The 21,161-nt window shown below is 70.5% G+C and carries 19 protein-coding genes and 1 tRNA gene; 3 read left to right on the top strand and 17 right to left on the bottom strand.

Features of this window, described 5'->3' with window-relative positions; all coding sequences use genetic code 11:
* Nucleotides 1–94 precede the first annotated feature (94 nt).
* The 5 genes from H4696_RS36930 to H4696_RS36910 form a co-directional block, all read right to left on the bottom strand.
* Complete coding sequence (locus H4696_RS36930) at nucleotides 95–349, bottom strand: hypothetical protein (protein ID WP_192782741.1); 255 nt, start codon at nucleotides 347–349, stop codon at nucleotides 95–97.
* Between the two features lie 150 nt (nucleotides 350–499).
* The gene (locus tag H4696_RS36925; RefSeq protein ID WP_086856949.1) at nucleotides 500–922 is read right to left on the bottom strand and encodes an uL11 family ribosomal protein; all 423 of its coding nucleotides are present in this window, start codon (nucleotides 920–922) and stop codon (nucleotides 500–502) included.
* Between the two features lie 33 nt (nucleotides 923–955).
* Nucleotides 956–1,474, bottom strand: coding sequence for a gamma carbonic anhydrase family protein (locus H4696_RS36920; RefSeq protein WP_086856948.1), 519 nt, complete (start codon nucleotides 1,472–1,474; stop codon nucleotides 956–958).
* 83 nt (nucleotides 1,475–1,557) lie between these two features.
* Nucleotides 1,558–2,763, bottom strand: a complete 1,206-nt coding sequence (locus H4696_RS36915) for a M14 family metallopeptidase (RefSeq protein WP_192783113.1) — start codon at nucleotides 2,761–2,763, stop codon at nucleotides 1,558–1,560.
* A 103-nt stretch (nucleotides 2,764–2,866) separates the two neighbouring features.
* Nucleotides 2,867–3,457, bottom strand: a complete 591-nt coding sequence (locus H4696_RS36910; RefSeq protein WP_086864365.1) for a TetR/AcrR family transcriptional regulator — start codon at nucleotides 3,455–3,457, stop codon at nucleotides 2,867–2,869.
* A gap of 122 nt (nucleotides 3,458–3,579) precedes the next feature.
* Here H4696_RS36910 and H4696_RS36905 point away from each other — a divergent pair, with 122 nt between their 5' ends.
* Nucleotides 3,580–4,035 (top strand): GreA/GreB family elongation factor, encoded by a 456-nt coding sequence (locus H4696_RS36905; RefSeq protein WP_086864364.1) that lies wholly within the window; start codon nucleotides 3,580–3,582, stop codon nucleotides 4,033–4,035.
* Nucleotides 4,036–4,266: 231 nt separating this feature from the next.
* On the opposite strand, the gene H4696_RS36900 is transcribed toward H4696_RS36905, so the two are convergent.
* Nucleotides 4,267–4,340, bottom strand: a tRNA-Thr gene (locus H4696_RS36900).
* Between the two features lie 133 nt (nucleotides 4,341–4,473).
* On the opposite strand from H4696_RS36900, the gene H4696_RS36895 reads away from it, so the two are divergent.
* Nucleotides 4,474–6,138 (top strand): hypothetical protein, encoded by a 1,665-nt coding sequence (locus H4696_RS36895; protein WP_192782740.1) that lies wholly within the window; start codon nucleotides 4,474–4,476, stop codon nucleotides 6,136–6,138.
* 56 nt (nucleotides 6,139–6,194) lie between these two features.
* On the opposite strand, the gene H4696_RS36890 is transcribed toward H4696_RS36895, so the two are convergent.
* From H4696_RS36890 to topA, 8 genes are all read right to left on the bottom strand, one after another.
* Nucleotides 6,195–7,400 (bottom strand): DNA polymerase III subunit delta', encoded by a 1,206-nt coding sequence (locus tag H4696_RS36890; RefSeq protein ID WP_086861515.1) that lies wholly within the window; start codon nucleotides 7,398–7,400, stop codon nucleotides 6,195–6,197.
* On the bottom strand, nucleotides 7,397–9,517 hold the full coding sequence (locus H4696_RS36885; RefSeq protein ID WP_086861516.1) for a bifunctional MFS transporter/dTMP kinase: 2,121 nt from the start codon (nucleotides 9,515–9,517) through the stop codon (nucleotides 7,397–7,399). The genes H4696_RS36890 and H4696_RS36885 overlap by 4 nt, the downstream gene beginning before the upstream one ends.
* A 148-nt stretch (nucleotides 9,518–9,665) precedes the next feature.
* The gene (locus tag H4696_RS36880; protein WP_225955903.1) at nucleotides 9,666–10,283 is read right to left on the bottom strand and encodes a hypothetical protein; all 618 of its coding nucleotides are present in this window, start codon (nucleotides 10,281–10,283) and stop codon (nucleotides 9,666–9,668) included.
* A 291-nt stretch (nucleotides 10,284–10,574) separates the two neighbouring features.
* Entirely contained in the window at nucleotides 10,575–11,366 is a 792-nt protein-coding gene (locus H4696_RS36875; RefSeq protein ID WP_086861518.1) for a hypothetical protein, read from the bottom strand.
* Nucleotides 11,359–11,535, bottom strand: a complete 177-nt coding sequence (locus tag H4696_RS36870) for a hypothetical protein (protein WP_158104331.1) — start codon at nucleotides 11,533–11,535, stop codon at nucleotides 11,359–11,361. Before H4696_RS36870 ends, H4696_RS36875 begins: the two co-directional genes overlap by 8 nt.
* Complete coding sequence (locus H4696_RS36865; RefSeq protein ID WP_192782739.1) at nucleotides 11,528–12,319, bottom strand: ESX secretion-associated protein EspG; 792 nt, start codon at nucleotides 12,317–12,319, stop codon at nucleotides 11,528–11,530. Before H4696_RS36865 ends, H4696_RS36870 begins: the two co-directional genes overlap by 8 nt.
* An 86-nt stretch (nucleotides 12,320–12,405) precedes the next feature.
* The gene (locus H4696_RS36860) at nucleotides 12,406–13,008 is read right to left on the bottom strand and encodes a hypothetical protein (RefSeq protein ID WP_225955901.1); all 603 of its coding nucleotides are present in this window, start codon (nucleotides 13,006–13,008) and stop codon (nucleotides 12,406–12,408) included.
* A 140-nt stretch (nucleotides 13,009–13,148) separates the two neighbouring features.
* Nucleotides 13,149–16,004 (bottom strand): type I DNA topoisomerase, encoded by a 2,856-nt coding sequence (topA, locus tag H4696_RS36855; protein ID WP_192782738.1) that lies wholly within the window; start codon nucleotides 16,002–16,004, stop codon nucleotides 13,149–13,151.
* A 298-nt stretch (nucleotides 16,005–16,302) separates the two neighbouring features.
* On the opposite strand from topA, the gene H4696_RS36850 reads away from it, so the two are divergent.
* Complete coding sequence (locus tag H4696_RS36850) at nucleotides 16,303–17,109, top strand: trypsin-like peptidase domain-containing protein (RefSeq protein ID WP_086864693.1); 807 nt, start codon at nucleotides 16,303–16,305, stop codon at nucleotides 17,107–17,109.
* 18 nt (nucleotides 17,110–17,127) lie between these two features.
* Here H4696_RS36850 and H4696_RS36845 read toward each other — a convergent pair whose 3' ends face one another.
* The 3 genes from H4696_RS36845 to H4696_RS36835 all read right to left on the bottom strand — a co-directional run bounded on the left by H4696_RS36845 (nucleotide 17,128) and on the right by H4696_RS36835 (nucleotide 20,864).
* The gene (locus H4696_RS36845) at nucleotides 17,128–17,778 is read right to left on the bottom strand and encodes a hypothetical protein (RefSeq protein WP_086864692.1); all 651 of its coding nucleotides are present in this window, start codon (nucleotides 17,776–17,778) and stop codon (nucleotides 17,128–17,130) included.
* Between the two features lie 51 nt (nucleotides 17,779–17,829).
* Nucleotides 17,830–18,417 carry a hypothetical protein gene (locus tag H4696_RS36840; RefSeq protein WP_086864691.1) on the bottom strand — a complete coding sequence of 196 codons (588 nt, stop codon included), beginning with the start codon at nucleotides 18,415–18,417 and terminating at the stop codon, nucleotides 17,830–17,832.
* 149 nt (nucleotides 18,418–18,566) lie between these two features.
* Nucleotides 18,567–20,864, bottom strand: coding sequence for a sodium-translocating pyrophosphatase (locus H4696_RS36835; RefSeq protein WP_086864690.1), 2,298 nt, complete (start codon nucleotides 20,862–20,864; stop codon nucleotides 18,567–18,569).
* Nucleotides 20,865–21,161 lie beyond the last annotated feature (297 nt).

Genomic DNA, 21,161 nt, shown 5'->3' with positions numbered 1-21,161 from the left:
AGTGGCCTTCACCCAGGCGCGCGGTGCCGGCCTCGTCGTCGCTTCCCGGTGGTGCTCCACCTCGATGGCGCCAGTCGCTGCTGCGGAGAAGAGCCTAGTCCACCCCGCCAGTGCTCCGGCGGTGCTCGGCGCACCACTTGCGGGTGCACCCCGAAGTCCGGTCGCAGAACGGCTTCGCGCACGTGGCGCAGCGCTTCACCCGCCGCCAGCCGCCGACCGTGACGAGTTCGGCGAGCCCGGCCGCCCCCGCGGCCAGCTCGCCGGTGCCGGCGTACGGCGTCACGTAGACGATCCGCCACGCCGTCCCGGTCGCGACGAGCCGCGGCCGCGCGCCCGCCTCCGCCAGCACGGAGTTGAGGCGGCGCGCGGCCGCGGATTCGTCGGGCAGCCGGGCGACGATCCCGCTCAGCTGCGGATTTCCCTGGCGCAGCAGCCGTTCCGCGACCCCGAGCTCGGGGTCGAGCGCTGGAACGGCGGCACCACCGCGTGCTTGCGCACGTCAGTCCACGACCACGACGCCCATGGAGCGCGCCGTGCCCGCGATCGTGCGCATCGCCGCTTCGACGTCGGAGGTGTTGAGGTCCGGCAGCTTGCGCGTGGCGATCTCCCGCAGCTGCTCCGTCGTGAGCTTGCCGGCGACCTCGTGCCCCGGCCGGGCGGAACCCTTGTCCCCCAGCGCCTTCTTGATGAGGAACGACGTCGGCGGCGTCTTGAGCCGCAGCGCGAACGAGCGGTCCTCGAACACCGAGACGACGACCGGCACGATGTCACCGCGCTGCGCCGCCGTCGAAGAGTCGTACACCTTCTTGATCTCGACGAGGTTGACCCCGGTCTGCCCCAGCATCTTGCCGAGGTCGACGACCGGGGCGTTGCCCGCGGTGAGCTCGAGGGTGACCTGGTGGGTGAGTTTCTTCGGAGCCATGCCCCGAAGCTAGAGTCTCCAGTTACTGGAGGGTCAAACCGGTTTTGTCCCCGCGCGGTGCCGGCGGGCCAACTCCTGGTAGATCGCCGCGTTGTGCTCGACCCACATGCGCGCGGAGTCGGTCAGCGGCACGAACTTCTTCGCCGGGCTGCCCATCGCGATCACCTCTTCCGGCACCTCGGTCGACGGCGTGACCGTGGCCCCGGCCGCGACCAGCGCCCGCGCGCCGATCTTCGCCTTGTCGAGCACCGTCGAGCCGTTGCCGATCAGCGCCTGCTCCCCGATCGTGCAGTCGTGCACCAGGCACTGGTGGCCGACGGTGACGTTCTTGCCGACCTCGCAGACGCCGTCGTTGACGTGGATCACCGAGTTGTCCTGGATGTTGGCGCCCTCGCGGATGACGATCCGGCCGAAGTCGGCCCGGATCACCGCGCCGTACCAGACCGAGGCGTCCTTCTCGACGACGACGTCGCCGATGAGGGTGGCGGTGGGGGCGATCCAGGCGTCCGGGTGGACCTGCGGGCTGAGCCCTTCGAACGAGAACAGAGGCATGCCCCGCACCCTAAACCGCGAGGGCCTCCTTCCCCGGCTGACGGGGAAGGAGGCCATTCGCGAGCCGCGCCGGCTGCTGGGGGTCAGCCGGTGATCGCGGCGTTGATGATGATGTCCACGGCCTGGTCGTTGCGGGTCGTCTGCGGCCCGATCTGGGTGTCGCGCGGGTAGAAGCCCGGGCTGCTGCCCTTCGGGTACATCTCGAAGGTGAAGCTCCAGATCTTGTGCTGCGCCCACATCCAGTCGTTGACGCTGCCGTCGGTGATGTAGAGGTCGCTGGACTGCTGCGGCGTGTAGCCGTTGGTCGCGGCCATCTGCCTGCCGAGCGACTGGAACTTCTGCGCGTCGGCCGCGGTCAGGCCCGGCGCGGTGTCGGCGTAGGTGTAGCCGAACGGCCAGAGCACCAGCTCGGAGTAGGTGTGGAAGTCGATGTGCGTCTTGATCTGCTGGACGCCGCCGACCACGCGAGAGTTCACCCAGTTCGAGAGGGCGCGGGTCTCGGGCGCGGAGAACGCCGCCGTGCCGCGGTAGGTCTCGCTGGACGTCGAGCCCGACGAGCCGCCGCAGCAGCCCCACATGTAACCCCAGTTGCGGTTGGCGTCGGTGCCGGGGCCCTGGCGGTTCTTGCGCCAGCTGTGGAACGTGCCGCCGGAGATGTCGTACTCGGAGCCGTCCGGGTTGACGCTCGGGACCACCCAGATCTCGGCGCTGTCGACGAGCCGCTTGATCGCCGGGTCGGTGGCGTACCCGCTGGTCAGCCGCTGCACGATGCGGAGGCACATCTCGGTGGTGAGGTGCTCGCGCGCGTGCTGGTTGCAGGTGAAGAGGACCTCGGGCTCGTTCTCGTCGGTCCCGGCGTTGTCGCTGATCTTGAGCACCGACAGCGCGCGGCCCTCGTAGGAGTTGCCGACGCTGCCGAGCTTCGCGAGCGTGGGGTAGTTCGCGACGGCCTTCTGCAGCTCCGTCTGCGTCTCGGCGTACGTGTGGTAGCCCGTGTAGCCGGCCGGGAAGTCTTCGACGGTCTCGGTGCCCGGCGGCCGGTTCACCTTCCCGAGCGCCTTGACGCCGAAGCCGAGCGCGCGCAGCTGAGCCGCCTCGCCGGGGTTGGCGATGATCGTCGTCGTCGCGCCTTCGACGTCGAGGATGTCCGCGCCGGTCCGCGCGACCTCGGTGCGCTGCTGGGCGGTGCCGGTGCCGGTCACTTCGTAGACCTGCGGTCCGTCCGGCTGGGCGGCACCGGCCTGGCCGCCGGCGGTGAGCACCAAGAGAACGGCCGCGGCCGCTGCCATGCACGTTCGTGTGCGCATCACGTCTCCTGCTCTCGGGGATCTCTCGACCTTGGCCGGAGCCGGACGTAACGCACAATCCGTACCAGTACGGATCTATTGGGTGTTACTGGCCGTAGTTCGCGAAGCAGAGCGCCTCGATGTCGGCACGCAGGGTGGCGAACGGCCGCGGCCGGACCCGCTGCTGGACGACCGTGCCCAGCAGGTACGACAGCAGCGCCCGGGCCCGCGCCCGCGGGTCGTCGACGTCGAGCGGGGCGAGGAGCTCGGCGAACAGCTCCGCGAGCGAAGTGAGCATGACGTCGATGGCCTGCGGGTGCTGCGCCCGTCCGGCGGCGATCCAGTACTCGAACCAGAGGAAAGCCGCGTTCGGGTTGGCGGCGAAGACGCGCAGGTACTCCTCGAGCACGGCGAAGAGCCGCTCGCGGGGTTCGTCGTGCTTCGCGGCCACCTCGCGCAGCCCCGCCGCGAAGGCGGTGATGTGCGCGGCCATCGCGCGGTCGATGAGGACGTCGATGTCGGCGAAGTAGTAGTGGATCGCGCTCTTGGTGAGCGGTCCGGCGTCGGCGATCGCCCGGACGGTGCACCCGGCGAGGCCGTCGCGGGCGAGCACCACGCGCGCGGCTTCGACGATCTGTTCCTGCTTGGCCAGCTGGTTGGGAGAGAGCCGGTCGCTGCGACCGGGGACTGCGCTCACGGTGATTCTCGTTACCTTCTTTCCGGACGACAGGCCCGAATCCTAGGGCAGACGTCCCGCGGATGACCTTCGGGTGAAAAACCGGATTGGCCACCCCGGTCCGCGCAGCGGACAATGCGCGCATGGTGATCTCAGGGGACAAGGGGCTCAGCCCGGCTGCGCGCAGCCAGCTGGAGAAGGAAATCGCGAACTTGCGCGCGCAACGGCAGGCCCTCGCGCCGCAACCCGGCGAGCAGGAGCGCACCGGCGACGCGGCGGACCAGGCGGACGTGATCGACCGCGCCGAAGCGGCCGCCCGGCTCGACCGCCAGATCGCCGACCTGGCCGCGAAGATGGAACACGGCGGCTACGGCAACGCCCAGCTGCCCGACGGCACAACGGTGACCCTCCGCTTCTCGGACGGCGACGAAGAGACCTTCCAGGTCGTCACGGTCCCCGGCGAGGACGCCGACGCGATCACCTCGGACAGCCCGCTGGGCCTGGCCCTGGTCGGCGCCAAAGCAGGCGACGAGATCACCTACCGAACCCCCCGCGGCGACGCCAAGGCAACGGTCGTGAAGCTGGCCCCGCCTAAGTAGAGCCCCGTCCTTCCGAAGGCCCCCAGCCACAAGCCGGGGGCCTTCGCCATCTCCAACTTGACCCGGAAGGGTGGTTCCCGCAAACAATTTCCGCCGCCGGCCTTCTCACGCAACCACGACGGGGGGCCGGGGGCGGAGCCCGCCGGGCGGGGCGCGGGGCGGAGCCCCGCAAGATACGCGAGACAAGAAATGGCCCCTGCCCTCGAGGGGCAGGGGCCATCAACCTTGTCGAGCCGCCTGGGGGAATCGAACCCCCGACCTATTCATTACGAGTGAATCGCTCTGGCCGACTGAGCTAAGGCGGCATGTCTCCGGCTCGCGCTGGCGACGACAGCAAGTGTAGCGGAAGCTCGTGCCGTCACTTTCCGGGGGGACCGTCGTTAGGGCCCTATGACGCCGGTCTCACTCACCGGTCGACCTATCTGGAGGCTCTGGCACATGCGGCGAAGACTGCCCCGTTCGGTGGCCCTGCCGGCGGCCGCGGCGTTGTTGCTGTTCAGCGCGGCGCCGGCGAATGCCGATCCCACCTATCCGACGACGCCGATCCCGCAGCCGGCGAGTTCTGGGCAGGCGCCGATCTCGGCGCCGATCGGGCCGCAGCCGCTGGGGCAGGCCGTCGGGGATGCCGGGACCGCGCTCGGGATCATCCGGTTGCTGCCCAACGCCGTGCCGACGAAGACGATCCTGCCCGGGTTCGGCGACACGTTGCCGAAGCAGTCGGCGCTCGAGGCGGGCATGGGCCTCTCGAGCGCGTCGGCGAACTCGGACGCCTACCTGAGCTACGAGAAGGCGATCGCGCAGGCGTCGCCGTTCGGGTTGTCGGTGGGCGGGAACGCGCCGCAGACGCCGGGCAGCGTCGTGCAGACCGCGTTGCCGGACAACCCGCAGCCGATCAGCGGCGGGCTCAACGGGCCGGCGAACCCGCTGCTCAACATCGGGTTGCTCAACGGGAGCGCGCACGCGCGGTGGAGCCCGACGCTGGGGCCGTGCGTCGACACCATCGCCGACGCCAGCACGTCGGTGGCGAGCCTGTCGCTGCTGAACGTCATCCCGTCGATGCCGAACCTGGGGCTGGACGCGCTGAAGCCGAAGCTCGACCCGGGTTCGCTGGCGAGCGGGTTCGACCTGACCAAGGGCCTGCAGAGCCTCGGCGGCCTGTTGCAGGGCGGCGGGCAGACCTCGGCCAACGGCACCGGCTCGCTGCTGAGCCTGCCGAACACGCTGTCGTCGCGCTCGCAGGTCAAGCTGGTCGACATCCCGGGCTCGAAGAACAAGGCCGTGCAGTCGACGTCGACGCTGCAGGGCGCGGACATCGAGATCCTCAAGGGAACGCCACTGGCGCTGAGCATCAAGGTGGCCAGCCAGCCGACGCTCAAGGTGACCTCCACCGGCGACGCCAAGACGTCCAAAGTGGACTACACCGCGCCGGTGCTGACCATCGCGGCGGGCGGCAAGACGCTGTACACCCTGGACGCCGCGCACCCGACCAAGGACATCCCGATCGGGCTGCCGCTGAAGGGCCTGAGCGACCAGTTCGGGCAGCTGAACGACATCCCGGTCGTCGGCGGGCTGGTCTCCACGCTCACCAAGGGCGTCCAGCAGGTCGGCAGCACCGCGGGCACCGTCCTCGACCTCGGCGTGCTGCGGCTGAGCATCGCCGGGCTGGACCAGAAGTCCGCGAACATGACCACGCCGTTCAAGGGCTTCCAGCTGGGCGCGTCGGCGCGGATGTTCGACCTGCAGCTGCTGCCGACGACCAAGCTCAAGAGCCTGCTGCCGGACGAGCAGGCCAAGAACCTGCCGTCGTCGCTGGCCCAGCTGTCGCTCGGCGAGCAGATCGCGCGGGCCTACGCGCCGACCGGCGGTGTCGTCTGCGGGACGACGTCGACGCCGCCCGCGGGCGGCCAGGCGCCGAAGGGGCCGGTGAAGAACCTCGCCTACACCGGGGGCGCGTACGACACCGTGCCGCTGTTCTGGTGGGGCACCGCGATGCTGCTGCTGGGCGTCGTGATGGTGGCCGCGATGCCGGGTGGCCGCCGTCGCCCGCTGGCCGTCGCCGTCGAGGAGAAGCCGTTCAAGCCGTCGCCGCGGCCGCGCGAGTGACGCGAAGGCAGTGAAGGAACCCTGCCGGGAGCTTTCCCGGCGGGGTTCTTCGCGTTTCAGCCCTGGCGAAGCGTCGTGACCATCGCCTCGACGGCGATGCGCGGCTTGACGTTCAGGTCGATCGCCTCGCGGCACTCCAGCACCGCTTCGAGCCGGCGGAGCGTCGATTCCGGCGTCCACGCCGAAGCCGCTTCGCGGATCTGGTCCGCGTGGTCCGGGTGGTTGAGCGTCGCGCCGGAACGGGTGACGGTGACCAGGACGTCGCGGTAGAACCCGGCGAGGTCGACCAGCGCCAGGTCGAGCGTGTCGCGCTGGGTCCGGGTGGCGCGGGACTTCTGCTTCTTCTCGAGCTGCTTGACCGCGGCTTCGGCGGCCCGCTTGGCCCCGGCGACGCCCTTGCCGACGCCGTCGCCGCCCATCGCCGTCCGCAGCTCGTTGCGTTCGTCCTCGTCGCGGCCCTTGCTCGCCTCGCCCGCGTCCGCCTCGGCCGCGCTGATCAGCTGGTCGGCACAGGTGAAAACGTCACTGGGGCGGCGCAGGCCCAGCGGGATCCGCAGCACGGTGGCCCGGCGCTGCCGCGCGGCCTCGTCGGTGGCGAGCCGGCGCGCGCGGCCGACGTGGCCGCCGCACACCGAAGCGGCCCAGTGCGCCCGCTCCGGGTCGACGTGGTCCCGGCGCACCAGCACGTCGGCGATCGCCTCCGGCGGCGGCGTCCGCAGCGTCACCAGGCGGCAGCGCGAGCGGATCGTCACCGAGACGTCCTCGGGGTGGTCGGACGGCGCGCAGAGCAGGAAGACCGTGCGGTCCGGCGGCTCTTCGACGGCCTTCAGCAAAGCGTTCGACGCGCCTTCGGTGAGCCGGTCGGCGTCCTCGATGATGACGACCTGCCAGTTGCCGGTGGTCGGGCGGCGCGCGGCGGCCTGCACCAGCGCCCGCATCTCGGCGACCGAGATCGACAGGCCTTCGGGCACCACGAGCCGGACGTCGGCGTGTGTGCCCGCCATCGTCGTGTGGCAGCCGGGGCAGGCGTCGCAGCCGGTGCCGGTGCTGCACTGCAGGGCCGCGGCGAACGTCCGCGCGGCCACCGAACGGCCGGATCCGGGCGGGCCGGTGAGCAGCCACGCGTGCGTCATCGCCCCGGGCGGGGCGGGCTCGCCGGCCACGATCTTCGCGGCGGCAGACGCGGCCGCGGTCAGCGTTTCGACCGCGGCTTCCTGGCCGACCACCTGATTCCAGACGCCGATGCGTTCAGTCGTCGTCACTTCGCCTCCACGCGAGGCTCTTCCGGGATTTCGGCGGGCAGGGTTTCGTCCATGTCCAGCGGCATGGTCACCGGCTTCTCGGTCGTCGGCGCGAGCGCGGACAGCCGGCCGACGAACACGGCGCGCAGCGCGGTGCGGATCCGCTCGGCGACCTCGGCGTCGGTGCCGTCGGCGTCGATCACGACGTACCGCTCCGGGTCGGCCGCGGCCATCTCGGTGAGCAGGTGCTGGACGCGCCACTGGTCGTTCATGGCGGTCGACTTGTCGCGCGGTGCGCCGTTCGGGGCGGCGTCCAGCAGCACGGTCAGGTCCGGGCGCAGCCGCCCGGTCGCCCAGTCCGCGAGGCCCTCGAGCTCGTCGCTGTCCAGCCCGGCGACGGCGGACAGGTGCGCGAGCGGCGAATCGACGAACCGCTCCATCACGACCACCGAACCGGCGTCCAGCGCCGGCTGGACGTGCCGCTCGACGATGTCGGCCCGCACCGCGGCGGCGGCCAGCGCCTGGGCGCGCGCCCCGGTCAGCGAGGCGCCGGAGACCAGCGCGGTGAGCCGCTGGTCGTCGAGCGCGGGGTCGGCGGCGACCACGACCGGGCGGGTGCCGCCGCGCATCCAGTCGGCCAGGTTGACGGCCTGGATCGCGGTGTTGATCGCGGTGGTGCCCTCGACGGCGATGAGGAAGCCGTTGACGCGCCGCGGGCTGCGGCGCAGCGCGTTGCGCAGGTCGGACAGGATCGGCTCGGTGCGCTTGTCGTCCATCTGCCGGTAGGCGAAGAGACCGGCGACCAGCGCGATCGCGGCGCCGCCGAGCATGACCGGCCGGGTGCCGTCGATGGTGAGCGGGCTGCCCCAGACGATGATCGTGTGCCGCTGTACCAGGCCGACCAGCACCGGCACGGTGACCGTGGTGCCGAACAGCACCAGCTTCATCATCAGCTGGTAGATCGCGTTGATCCGGCCGCGGATGGCGTCTTCGACGCGCGAGCCGATGATCGTGACACCGGTCAGGAACGCCGTCCCCGCCCAGATGCCGACGGAGCACACGGCGATCAGCGCGACCGTCAAGTGCGGCGACAGCGCCACCACCAGCAACGAGAGCGCGGCGGCGATGATGGAGATGCCGAAGAGGCGGTCGTGTGCCAGGCGCCGGGCGAGCTTCGGCGCGAAGGCCATGCCGGTGGCGAGGCCGAGGAAGACGGCCAGCACCAGCAGGTTGAACGCCGAGTCGCCGGCCAGCAGGCTCGATGAGTACGGCTTGGCCGAGCCGATCACGGCCCCGCCGGCGGCGAACGCGCCGAAGGCCCCCACGAGCAGGCCGCGCACGAGCGGCGTGCTGCGGATGAACCGGAAGCCGTCGGCGATCATCTGGCCGACGCCGAACTTCTCTTCGTCGGCCTGCTTGACCTTCTGCTCCGGCAGCGCGTGGACGTTGCGCAGCGAAAGCTCGGGGATCCGGGTGGCGATGAGGATCGCGCTGGCCAGGTAGAGCAGGCCGGTGATGATGACGACGAGCTTCGCGATGTTGAGGCTCGGGTCGCCGGGGAACAGGTGGAAGGTCGTGTTGACGCCGGTGATGGCGGCGTTGGCGCCGGCCGCGGTGATGACGGCAAGGCCGTAGGTCATCACCATGCCGAGCTGGTTGGCCGTCTCGACCTGGTCGGGCCGGCGGAGCAGGTTGGGGACCGCCGCCTCTTTCGAGGGGATCCACATGCTCGACGCGCAGCCGACGAGGAAGTTGCCGGCGAGCAGCCACCAGGGCGCGCTGACGATCGCGATGGACAGCAGGAAGCCGCACCGCAGCAGGTCGGCGACCACCATCACCTTGCGGCGGTCGAACCGGTCCGCGAGCAGCCCGCCGATCGGGGCGAACAGCAGGCCCGGCGCCAGCCCGGTCAGCACGACGCCGACGAACGCGAAGTTCTGGGCGAAGTAGTTGTCCGTCAGCTTCGTGGCCAGGCCGGTGAGGGCGAGGATGTTCAGCCAGTCGGCCACGCTGCACAGGTACGTGACGCCCCACAGGCGCCGGAACGGTTTGATCGCCAGTACCCGCCGGACCCGGTTGATCGTGGACGCCTCGGCGCCCGACGAAGCACCCGGGCCGGCCCCGGGCACCGATCGCACGCCCTCGCTGATACGCCCACCCCACTAGTCACCGCGGTGCCGGACGCCCTCGTGAGGGAGCCCGACCGTGAAGCCAGGGTAGCCCGATCGGCCCTTGCCTCGCGGACGACCCCGAGGTCCCGGTGGGGTGGGGAACAGCGAGCAAACGCTAGTCGAACAGGCCGGTCACGCTGCTGACCAGGCTGGACACCATCTCGATGGCGACGAAACCGAACACGATCAGCAGCGCCACGGCGAGCATCACGCCCGCCGCGCTCGACGACGGCCGGTTGAACGCCGGCATCGACACCGCCGGCATCTTCGGCAGTTTCCGCCGCTTGACCGGCACGACGTCGACGTCTTCGACGTCCTCGTCCGGCAGTGGCTCCTGCCGGACGGGCCGCAGCAGCTGCGGTGGCCGGGTCGGCCACGTGCGCTGCCGGTTCCGCTGCCGCGGCAGCACCCCGAGCGGCGGGGTTTCGCCGTTCACCGCCAAGGTGCCCGCGGGCGGGATCGCCTCCGGGGCCCTCGCCCCGGTTTCGCCCTCCTCGCGGAGTGTCTCCTCGACCATCCGGCGCACGACCTCTTCGTCGGGCTGCACCGGCCCGGCCACCGGGAAGGCGGCGGGCTCGTGGCCGTTCGGAGCCGCGGCACGCGGCTCCGGCGCCGCGGTGACCAGTCCGGAGACCGGATCCGCGAACGTCTCGCCTGGTGCTTGGGACAGAGTGCCGTCGCGCTGAGTGAGCTCGGGGGCATTGAAGAAGGGAGCCTCACCGTTCGCGCTCATGGTGACCACCTCACTACTGAATGTCCTCGCCTTTCCAGGGTAGCGACGATGGCGGATAACGCATCCGCCCAATGGCTCTGTCTCCAGTGGAGGGTCGGTCACGCAGCGCAAGCCCGTGCCCGAACCCCCTGCAGTGTCCAGTCCGCCGGTGGCCGGGTCGACCGCCGTTGGTGACAGATCGTAGTGAGTCCGGTCACACCGGCCCCGAGACGGCCGCTCGGGACCGGCCACACCCTGGGTGTCACGATGGCCAGTTTCGCAGGTCGCGCTCGGGCCCGGATGGAGTACCGGTCAGGGCACCTCCTCCTGTCCGAGGTCGATCATCTTCCGGCACCAGTCGCGGAGCATCCCGCGGCTGAAGGGGCTCAGGACGAGCTGACGGCGCCCGTCACCGCGATCCAGCGCCGCCAGCGCGAAGCGGCCCAGGTCCGTATCGACGAGGACGAACCCGTGGTCGGGGAACTCCGCGCACAGCCCGCCGAAGGCGAGCATGTCGAGCACCGCCGTGCCCGAGCGCGGCCGGGCCAGCACCTCCCGCATCGCCCAGACGTCGGCGTCCTGGCCGTCGTGGACCAGGCCGTCGTCGTCCACCGACAGCCAGATCGCCCGCGGCGAGGCACCGAACGGCGCCTCCGGCAGCTCCGCGATGAGCATCTCCGGCAGCTCTTCGAAGTCGGCGAGGTGGATCGCCGTCCGGCCCGGGAGCGAGCCCATCATGAACGCCCGCTCGCCGTCCGCGTAGCACCGGATGTCCGCGGTCGAGGGCCCTTCGTCGAAGACACCGCACAGCGCCGCCCGCACCGAACCGCGCAGCATCAGCGAGACGACCTCGAAGCCGATCTCGTTGAGTTCGCCCGCCTCCCCGAAAGGCGTGCCCTCGATCCAGGCCGCCCAGGCCATGTGGCGCTCGACCTCGGCGATCAGGTCCGCGGGGTCGTCGGAGACCGGACCGTGGACGAGGATGTCGTGGTCGCTGACGTCCGGGTTGTAGAGCCGGTCGACGGGTTCGCGGTCCGGCATCGCCGCCAGCACCGGCCCGGCGGCCAGCTCGAGCAGCTCCCGGGCGGCCGTCCGCTCAGCCATGGCCTCGCACCTCCTTCTCGGTCTCGTCACTCTTGACCCCGCTACGAGGGATCGGAACGTCGCTGATCAGCTCGGCCGCCGCCAGGATCGCGTCGCGGACCGTGAGGCCCAGCAGCGCCGGCTCGGGCGCCTCCCCGCGGACCGGCGGGGTTTCCGCCGGCTCACGCATGGCTCTGCACCGCCTCGACGATCCACTGCTCGGCCGTGCGTCGCGAGGCCGGACCCCACGTGACCGTCCACCGCCCGGTGCGGTCCACCGCCGCGCTGAACTGGTAGCGGCCGAGGTCGTTGTCGACCAGGCCGAACGCTCCGTGCGGGTACTCCGCCAGGATCGCGTCGCGGACCGCCAGGTCCACCAGCACCGTGCCCAGCCGCGGACGGGCCGCGCACTCGCGGATCAGCTCGACCGCCCGCTCGCAGCCGCCCGGGATCAGGCCGCGCTCGTCCGTCTCGATCCGCACGTGCCGGCCCGGCCCCGGCGGCCGGTCCGGCAGGCCGTCGAACACCCAGCCCGGCAGCTCGCTGAGGAAGCCCGACCGCAGCCGCGCGCGCTTGCCCAGCTTGTGCAGCACCGTGGTGTAGTCCTCGTCGCCGAAGAACCGGACCTCCCACGGCTCCTCCCGGGCCGGGAAGACCCCGGTGACCACGCCGCGGATGAAGCCACCGCGCAGCGCCCGGTACAGCCCGACCGCCTCGGCCGTGACCTCGCCGCCCGGGGCGAGGCCGATCGCGGCCATGCCGGCGACGAACCGGGTGTACTGCTCCACTTCGTCGGCCAGGCTCAACGGCGGCGAAGGACGACGACCCGGGAGCGGTCCGGTGTCCGCCAGCACCGGCGGGATCTCGAACTCGGGGTCGTAGAACTCCATCACCGAGGGCCGCTCCGGCACCTCGGCCGACAGCGGGGCGATGACCTCGTCGATGACGTCGAAGACGGCGACTGCGTTGCTCACCCCTTGATTGAACACCCTGGCACCGACAATTTCTCGCACATGTGTTCGACTGGGTGACATCGTTCGGCGAGCGGTCGGTGAACGGCTCAGACATGCTCCGACACCCGGCCCTCGGCGATCTCCGCCAGCGCGTCGACACTGCCCGGCAGCCACCACAACCGGCGGCGGCCACCCCGGCGCCCGCCCAGCACCGCCAGGTGCCGGCCGCGGGCGTCGTCGACGAACGCGACTATCTCCCACGGCCGGCGCGAGCCGCGGGCGAGGTCGACTTGGACGGTGCCGAGACGGGGTCTTCGGAGCTCCTCCATCAGGTCGAGGACCAGGCACTCCTGCCCGGGCTCCAGGACCCCGCGCTCGTCGGCGTCCAGGCACAGCCCCTCGCCGGGCGCCGGCGGCCGTACCGGCAACCGCGCGAAGGCCAGGCCGAGCAGCTCCGCGGTCGAGCCGGACGACGGCCCGGACCGGCGCAGGCCGTCCCCCGCGACGCCGAACCGCGTGCCGTCGTCGAAGAACGCCGACGTCCACGGCTCGTCGAACAACGCGACGGCCACACCGCAGACGCCGTCACCGTCGAACCCGGGGAGCGAGTCGTGGAGGTCAAGCGCGGAAGGACTGCCCGCGGCCGCGGCGCGGACGGGCTTGAGGATCTTGGCGATCACCGTGTGCACGGTGCGTGGTGTTGTGGTCACGCGTTCATGAAACCCGGGACCACCGACAATTTCCCGAACATCCGTTCGAGGTGTCACCCGAAAGTGTGGCCGAACGCCGTGAAGGCCTCCTTACCAGGCGAAAACGCCGGTAAGGAGGCCTTCACGGACTTCCTGACGTGCTACTTCGTCTTCGTCGCGGTGGACCGCTTGGCGGTGGTGGCCTTCTTGGCCGTGCCCGCCTTGACCGTCTTCGCCGTCGTCGACGCCGGCTTGCGCGCCGGCGCCTTCCGCTTCGGCGCCGGGCCCTTCGCCCGCTTCTCGGCCAGCAGCTCGGACGCCCGTTCCGCGGTCAGCGACTCGATCTCGTCGCCCTTCCGCAGCGTCGCGTTGTACTCGCCATCGGTCACGTACGGGCCGAACCGGCCGTCCTTGACCACCATCGGCTTCTTCGACACCGGGTCCTCGCCGAGCTCCTTGAGCGGCGGCTTCGCGGTCGCCGAGCGGCCGCGCTGCTTCGGCTCCGAGTAGATCTTCAGCGCTTCCTCGACGGTGATCGAGAACAGCTGGTCCTCGGTCGAGAGCGACCGCGAGTCCGTGCCCTTCTTCAGGTACGGCCCGTAGCGCCCGTTCTGCGCCGTGATCTCGTCGCCGGACTCCGGGTCCTTGCCGACCACGCGCGGCAGCGAGAGCAGCTTCAGCGCGTCCTCGAGCGTGATGGTCTCGATGTCCATCGACTTGAACAGCGAGCCCGTGCGCGGCTTCGGCGCCTTCGCCTTGGCGGCCTTCTTCTGCGCGGCCGTGGCGTCCTCGGGGATCTCGATCTCGGGCAGCAGCTCGGTGACGTACGGCCCGAAGCGGCCTTCCTTGGCGACGATCTCGTGCCCGCTCACCGGGTCGACACCCAGCGAACGCCCCTCCTGCGGCGTCGCGAACAGCTTCTCCGCGATCTCCTGCGAAAGCTCGTCCGGCGGCAGGTCCTCGGGGAGGTTCGCGCGCTGCGAGTTCCCGTCGACCTCGCGCTCCAGGTACGGCCCGTAGCGCCCGACGCGGACCACGACGGTGTGCCCGTCGGCGTCGCTGAACAGCGGGATCGAGTTGATCTCCCGCGCGTCGATGTCTTCGACGCTGCCTTCGACCAGCTTCTTGAGCCCGCCCAGGCGGCCGATCGAGCCGTCGACGCCCATGTCGCCGCCGAAGTAGAACTTCGACAGCCACTGCGCGCGCTGCTCGTCGCCGGCCGCGATGCGGTCGAGCTCGTCCTCCATGCCGGCGGTGAAGTCGTAGTCGACGAGCCGCTCGAAGTGCCGCTCCATCAGGCCGATCACGGCGAACGCGACCCACGACGGGACGAGCGCGGAGCCCTTCTTCCAGACGTAGCCGCGGTCCTGGATGGTCTTGATGATCGACGCGTACGTCGACGGGCGGCCGATGCCCAGCTCTTCCAGCTTGCTGACCAGGCTCGGCTCCGAGTAGCGCGCCGGCGGCGAGGTGGTGTGGCCGTCCGGGTTCAGGTCGGACGCGGTGAGCGCCTGGTCCTTCTCCAGCACCGGCAGGCGGCTCTGCTTGTCGTCGGCCTCGCCGCCGGTCTCGGTGTCGACGGCCTCGACGTACGCCTTGAGGAAGCCCGCGAAGGTGATCGTGCGACCCGAAGCCGCGAAGGTGCATTCCTCGCCCGAAGTCGCGTTGCCGACGATGCGCACGGACATCGTGGTGCCCTTGGCGTCCGCCATCTGCGACGCGATCGTGCGCTGCCAGATCATCTCGTAGAGGCGGTACTCGTCGGTGTCCAGCTCGCTCGCGACCTGGCCCGGCGTGCGGAAGACCTCGCCCGACGGCCGGATCGCCTCGTGCGCTTCCTGCGCGTTCTTCACCTTGCGCGTGTACTGGCGCGGCGACGGCGAGACGTACTCCTTGCCGTACAGCTGCGTGGCCTGGCTGCGCGCCGCCGAGATCGCCGACTCCGACAGCGTCGTGGAGTCGGTACGCATATAGGTGATGTAGCCGTTCTCGTACAGCTTCTGCGCGATCCGCATGGTGCGCTCGGAGGTGAACCGCATCTTGCGGCCCGCCTCCTGCTGCAGCGTCGAGGTCATGAAGGGCGCGTACGGCTTGCGCGTGTACGGCTTCTCTTCGACGCTCGAGACCTTGAAGTCTCGCTGCTTCAGCGCTTCGGCCAGGCGCCGCGCGTCGGCCTCCGCGAGCACGCGGACCTCGTTGTTCGACGCCTTGAGCTGGCCGTCCGAGCCGAAGTCGCGGCCGGTGGCCAGGCGTGCACCGTCGACGGCGACGAGCCGCGCCGGGAAGTTCCGCGGCGAAGCCTCTTCGCCGGCGTCCATGGTGGCGGAGATGTCCCAGTAGGACGCCGAGGTGAAGCGCATCCGCTCGCGCTCGCGCTCGACCACGATCCGGGTCGCCACCGACTGCACGCGGCCCGCCGAGAGCTTCGGCATGACCTTCTTCCACAGGACCGGCGAGACCTCGTAGCCGTAGAGTCGGTCGAGGATGCGGCGGGTTTCCTGCGCGTCGACGAGATCGGCGTCCAGCTCACGGGTCGAGTCGGCGGCCGCGCGGATGGCCTGCTCGGTGACCTCGTGGAAGACCATCCGGCGGACCGGGACCTTCGGCTTCAGCGTCTCGAGCAGGTGCCACGCGATGGCTTCGCCCTCGCGGTCGGGGTCCGTGGCGAGGTAGAGCTCGTCGACGTCCTTGAGCAGGCTCTTGAGCTCGGTCACCTTGGACTTCTTGTCCGGGGTGACCACGTAGAGGGCCTTGAAGCCGTTGTCGACGTCGACGCCGAGGCGCGCCCAGGACTCACCCTTGTACTGGGCGGGCACGTCGGCAGCGCCACGCGGCAGGTCGCGGATGTGCCCGACGGAGGACTCGACGACGTAACCGCCGCCCAGGTAGGGGGCGATCTTGCGAGCCTTCGTCGGCGACTCGACGATGACCAGCCGCCGGTGCCCGGCGCCGTTGTCCGCCGAGGCTCCGTTCTTCTTGGTCCGTGCTCCTGCCACGCTGTCCTGCTCTCCGCTCATCTCGTCCCGCTACCGGGACCAGGCCCTGCTCTGGGGCGTCGGGCCCGCGTCTTCGACCTGCCAGTGTGCACGCTGTCCCGGTCCGGACGGCGCGGAGGTGACCCAACACGCCGCCGTTCCTGTGTCCAGCGCATCGCCGCTGACCTCGACGATGTTTCCCCAACGTACCTGTCACGTGATTTCGGCCACGTCCCGCGCAGCCTAGCGCGTGACCACCCGGATACCCTCCGTTCGACGGTGGTGGGCGCGGGGATGTGACCGCTTCACTGGTTTCCCCGTCCAGCCGAAAGGATCCGCCATGACCCGACGCCTCCTCGGCGCCCTGCTCACTGCCGCGACCGCCACAGTATTACTGGGGACCACTCCGGCGAGCGCGGCCGCGGCGAACTTCGCCGGCACGGTAGCCCTCTCCAACTGCTCGGGCTCGGTGGTGAAGCCGGCCGCGACGCCGGACACCGCACCCGCGCTCGTCATGTCCAACGGCCACTGCCTCGAGACCGGCTTCCCGGCACCCGGGCAGGTCATCACCAACCGCTCGTCCAGCCGCACGTTCACGCTGCTCAACGCGAGCGGCGGCAACGCGGGCACCCTCCGCGCGAAGAAGATCGTCTACGGGACGATGACCGACACCGACGTGTCGCTCTACCAGCTCACCACCACCTACGCGCAGATCAAGTCGAGCTACGGGATCTCGCCGCTGGAGCTGTCCAACGCGCACCCGGCGGCCGGCGCCGCGATCGACGTCGTCTCCGGCTACTGGAAGCGGATCTACTCCTGCAACATCGACGGGTTCGTCTACCGGTTGAAGGAGGGCAGCTGGACCTGGAAGGACTCGATCCGCTACACCTCCGCCTGCCAGACCATCGGCGGCACGTCGGGCTCGCCGGTCGTCTCCGGCGGCAAGGTCGTCGGCGTGAACAACACCGGCAACGAGGACGGCGAGCGCTGCACGGACAACAACCCGTGCGAGGTCGACGAGGCCGGGAACGTCACCGTGCACTACAAGACGAACTACGGCCAGGAGACGTACGGCATTCCCGCGTGCCTCACCGCGGCCAACGAAATCGCCCTCACGCAGGCCGGCTGCACCCTGCCCCGGCCCTGACGCGGCGCTCGCACCCGGTCAGGCCGTGCTCGTCACGGCCTCCGGGTGCGAGACCGGCAGCGGCTCCGCGCCCGGCCACGCCGCTTCGGCGCCCGGCGGCGGCTCCCCGATCAGTTCCAGCAGCGCCTCCATGCGGCGTTTCCCGGTGACCTTGACGGCCGGGACCTCGGCCTTCGGGCCGGTCAGCTTCGCCGCGACCCCCAACGGCGTCAGCGCCTCGACCAGCCGCTCGTGCATGGTCGGCGCAAGCGGGTCGACGCCGAGCAGGTACCCCTGCGTGCCGGGGCGGCCACTGGCCAGCGCCCACATCCGCAGCATCGCGCCGCTCAGCCGGAAGCCGTCCGGCACCGCCTTGCCCGAGTCGTCCTCGACCGGGCCCGCGCAGCCCTCACGCAGCCACCGCAGCGCCAGCGGGAGCAGGTCGACCCGGAACGACGTGCGGACCTGCGGATGGCCGCAGTCGGCCTTCGAGACCTGCGCGTCCGCGCCGCGGCAGCGGAACTCGCGGGCCAGGACGTGCGCCCGCCACGGCTCCTCGACGACCACCGACAGCCGGGCGGCGGTGCGCCCGAACCCGGTGATCTGGCCGTGGCAGCACAACAGGCCGGCCAGGTCGCCCAGGCCCGGCCCGCTGGCCTCGGCGGAGAAGAGCGAGATCGTCCGATCCACCGCGCCATACTAGAACACAAGTTCGATTCGCGGCAGTCCTCGACGCGATCTTCAGCCAGGCGGTTGATCCAGCTGACGGCAAGCCGGGGCGCGCTGCTCCGCCGCCGTCAAAGCGGGGACGTCCTTGAGTCCCTTGAGGTAGTCGAGCGCGTCGATGCGGTCGAGCGTCGCCCTGGCCTCGCCGAGGGCGGCCTTCGTCGCCGTCGCGTCGCCGCGGACGGAGTCGATGCGCTGCCGCGCCTGCTCGGCCTGGTCGCGGATCTCGGTGAACTGCCCGATGACGTCCGCGCGGCCGCCGTCCGCCGACTGCACCGGTGGCGCGCCGAGCGCGTTCAGCCCGGCGAGGCTCCGGTCCAGCCCGCCGACCACCGAGGAGAGCAGGTCACTGGACGTCCTGGACGCCTGCTGCGGCGTGCTCGGGTCGACGGTGGGCAGCTCCGCCAGCGTGCGGACCAGGTGGGTCACCGAGGCGCAGTAGCCGTCCGCCCATCTCGCCACCGGATCGGCCTGCGGCACCACGGTCGTCACCGACAGACCCTGGTCCCGTGCCGGGGACTGCGTGGCTGCTTGCCCGCACCCGGCCAGGCCGATCGTGATCGTCGTGGTTAGGGCGGCGAAGACGGTTGACCGCGGCCGCACCTGTGCACCTCCTGCTCGACGACGTCCCGGAAGGGCCGACGGTACCGACTCGGTGCCGCTTCGCAAGTCGCCGTGCCTGTGTGGGATGGCCCGACACGCCCCGGGCCCGGCACGCGACGCCGCGTGCCGGGCCCGGGAACGGTGGTGTGTCAGGCCTTGATCTCCGTCGGGGTGTCGGAAAGAACCGTTCCCCGGCGCTTCGAGACCACGATCGCCGCCACGATGATGGCGACCGCGACCAGCGAGATGATGATGCGGACCGCGGCGTTCTCGTCCGGGCCGATCGAGAACTGGACGACGGCGGGCGCGATCAGCACGGAGACCAGGTTCATCACCTTGATCAGCGGGTTGATCGCCGGGCCGGCGGTGTCCTTGAACGGGTCACCCACGGTGTCACCGATGATGGTGGCCTCGTGCGCGGACGAGCCCTTGCCACCGTGGTTGCCGTCTTCGACCAGCTTCTTCGCGTTGTCCCACGCGCCACCGGAGTTGGCGAGGAAGATCGCCATCAGGGTGCCGCAGGCGATCGCGCCGGCCAGGTAGCCGGCGAGCGCGCCGGTGCCCAGGCCGAAGCCGACCGCGATCGGGGCGAAGACCGCCAGCAGACCCGGCGTCGTCAGCTCGCGCAGCGAGTCGCGCGTGACGATGTCGACGACCTTGCCGTACTCGGGGCGGGTGGTGCCCTCCATGATGCCCGGGATGTCGCGGAACTGGCGGCGGACTTCGTAGACCACCGCGCCGGCCGCGCGGGAAACCGCGTTGACGGCGAGACCCGAGAACATGAACACGACGGCCGCGCCGATGATCACGCCGACGAGCGTGTTCGGGCTGACGACCTGGTTCACGAACGACTTGGCCGCGTCCATTCCGGTCACCACGCCGTTGCCCATGCCCGTCAGCGTCTTCGTGATCGCGTCCGAGTAGGAGCCGAAGAGCGCGGTCGCCGCGAGGACGGCGGTCGCGATCGCGATGCCCTTGGTGATGGCCTTGGTGGTGTTGCCCACCGCGTCCAGCTCCGTGAGGATCTGCGCGGCCTTCTCGTCGACGTCGCCCGACATCTCGGCGATGCCCTGCGCGTTGTCCGAAACCGGGCCGAAGGTGTCCATCGCGACGATGACGCCGACGGTGGTCAGCAGGCCGGTACCGGCCAGCGCCACGGCGAACAGCGCGACGCCGCCGCCCAGCAGGTACGCGCCGAACACGGCCGCGCCGATGACCAGCGCGGTGTACACGGCGGACTCGAAACCGACCGAGATACCGGAGAGGATGACGGTCGCGCCACCGGTCTCCGACGTCTGCGCGACGTCCTTGACCGGCTTGTACTCGGTGCCGGTGTAGTACCCGGTCAGCTTCAGGATGACCGCGGCGAGCACGATGCCGATGATCACCGCGACGGTCGCGATGACCGCCGGGTTGCCCGAGTTCTCATACCCCGCGCCGAAGTCGGAGAAGCTGCTCGGCAGGTACACGAACGACGCGATCGCCGACAGCACCGCGGAAATGACCGCGGAGATGTAGAAGGAGCGGTTGATCGTGACCAGGCCGCCCTCCCCCGCGCGCGCCTTGGTGATGTAGACACCGATGACCGCGGTGATGACACCGATGGCCGGCACGATGAGCGGGAAGATCAGGCCGTGCACGCCGAAGGCGGTGCTGCCCAGGATCAGCGCGGCGACGAGCATGACGGCGTAGGACTCGAAGAGGTCCGCGGCCATGCCGGCGCAGTCGCCGACGTTGTCGCCCACGTTGTCCGCGATGGTGGCGGCGTTGCGCGGGTCGTCCTCCGGGATGCCCTGCTCGACCTTGCCGACCAGGTCGGCGCCGACGTCGGCGGCCTTGGTGAAGATACCGCCGCCGACACGCATGAACATCGCGATCAGGGCGGCACCGAAGCCGAAGCCCTCGAGCACCTTGGGCGCCTGGCCGGTGTAGACCAGCACGACGACCGCGGCACCGAACAGGCCGAGGCCGACGGTGATCATGCCGACGACGCCACCGGTGCGGAACGCGACGCGCATGGCCTTCTCGCGGCCGCCTTCCTCACGCGAAGCCGCGGCCACGCGCAGGTTCGCCTGCGTGGCCAGCCACATGCCGAGGTAGCCGATCGCGAACGAGAACGCCGCACCGACCAGGAAGAAGATCGAACGGCCGATCTTCTCGTTCCAGTCGTCGGCGGGAAGTGCGAAGAGCAGGAGGAACACGACCACGCCGAAGATGGCGAGGGTGTTCCGCTGCCGCTTGAGGTAAGCGGCCGCGCCTTCCTGCACCGCCTTGGCGATGTCCTGCATCTTGGCGGTGCCCTGGCCTGCGGCCAGCACCTCCTTGAGCAAGACGTAGCCGATGACGAGTGCGGCAAGCGCGACCACGGCGACTACACCGACAATCGTGTAGCCACCTCCGGAGAGCGCAATCGTGCCTGCGCCCTCCGCGAGGAACTGCCGTGACATTCGTCCTCCAGGAGACGTCGCCGATCGCCAGCGTCGACGGCAAGCCGAGGGTTCGACACGGCCGGCGCTGGCATGGACCCTGTACCGAGCGACACGCTAGCCGGGACGCAATGCACGTCTCACATGACGCTCACCACAGAGGGTGTGGATTGCGGGAGTGTATTGGTACTGCAACCAGCGTCTTCACGCCGTCCCGGTGACGGCACATTCCGTTACCTTGTGAGCCTCCTCACTTGATCGATCATCCTGTCGCCGATCCGTTGGCGCAGCTGGGGATGCGAGAACTGTCGGACCCCT

The organism is Amycolatopsis lexingtonensis, assembly GCF_014873755.1.
GTDB lineage: Bacteria > Actinomycetota > Actinomycetes > Mycobacteriales > Pseudonocardiaceae > Amycolatopsis > Amycolatopsis lexingtonensis.
The sequence above is the reverse complement of the archived record's forward strand: the minus strand, read 5'-3'. Positions and strand labels throughout refer to the sequence as shown.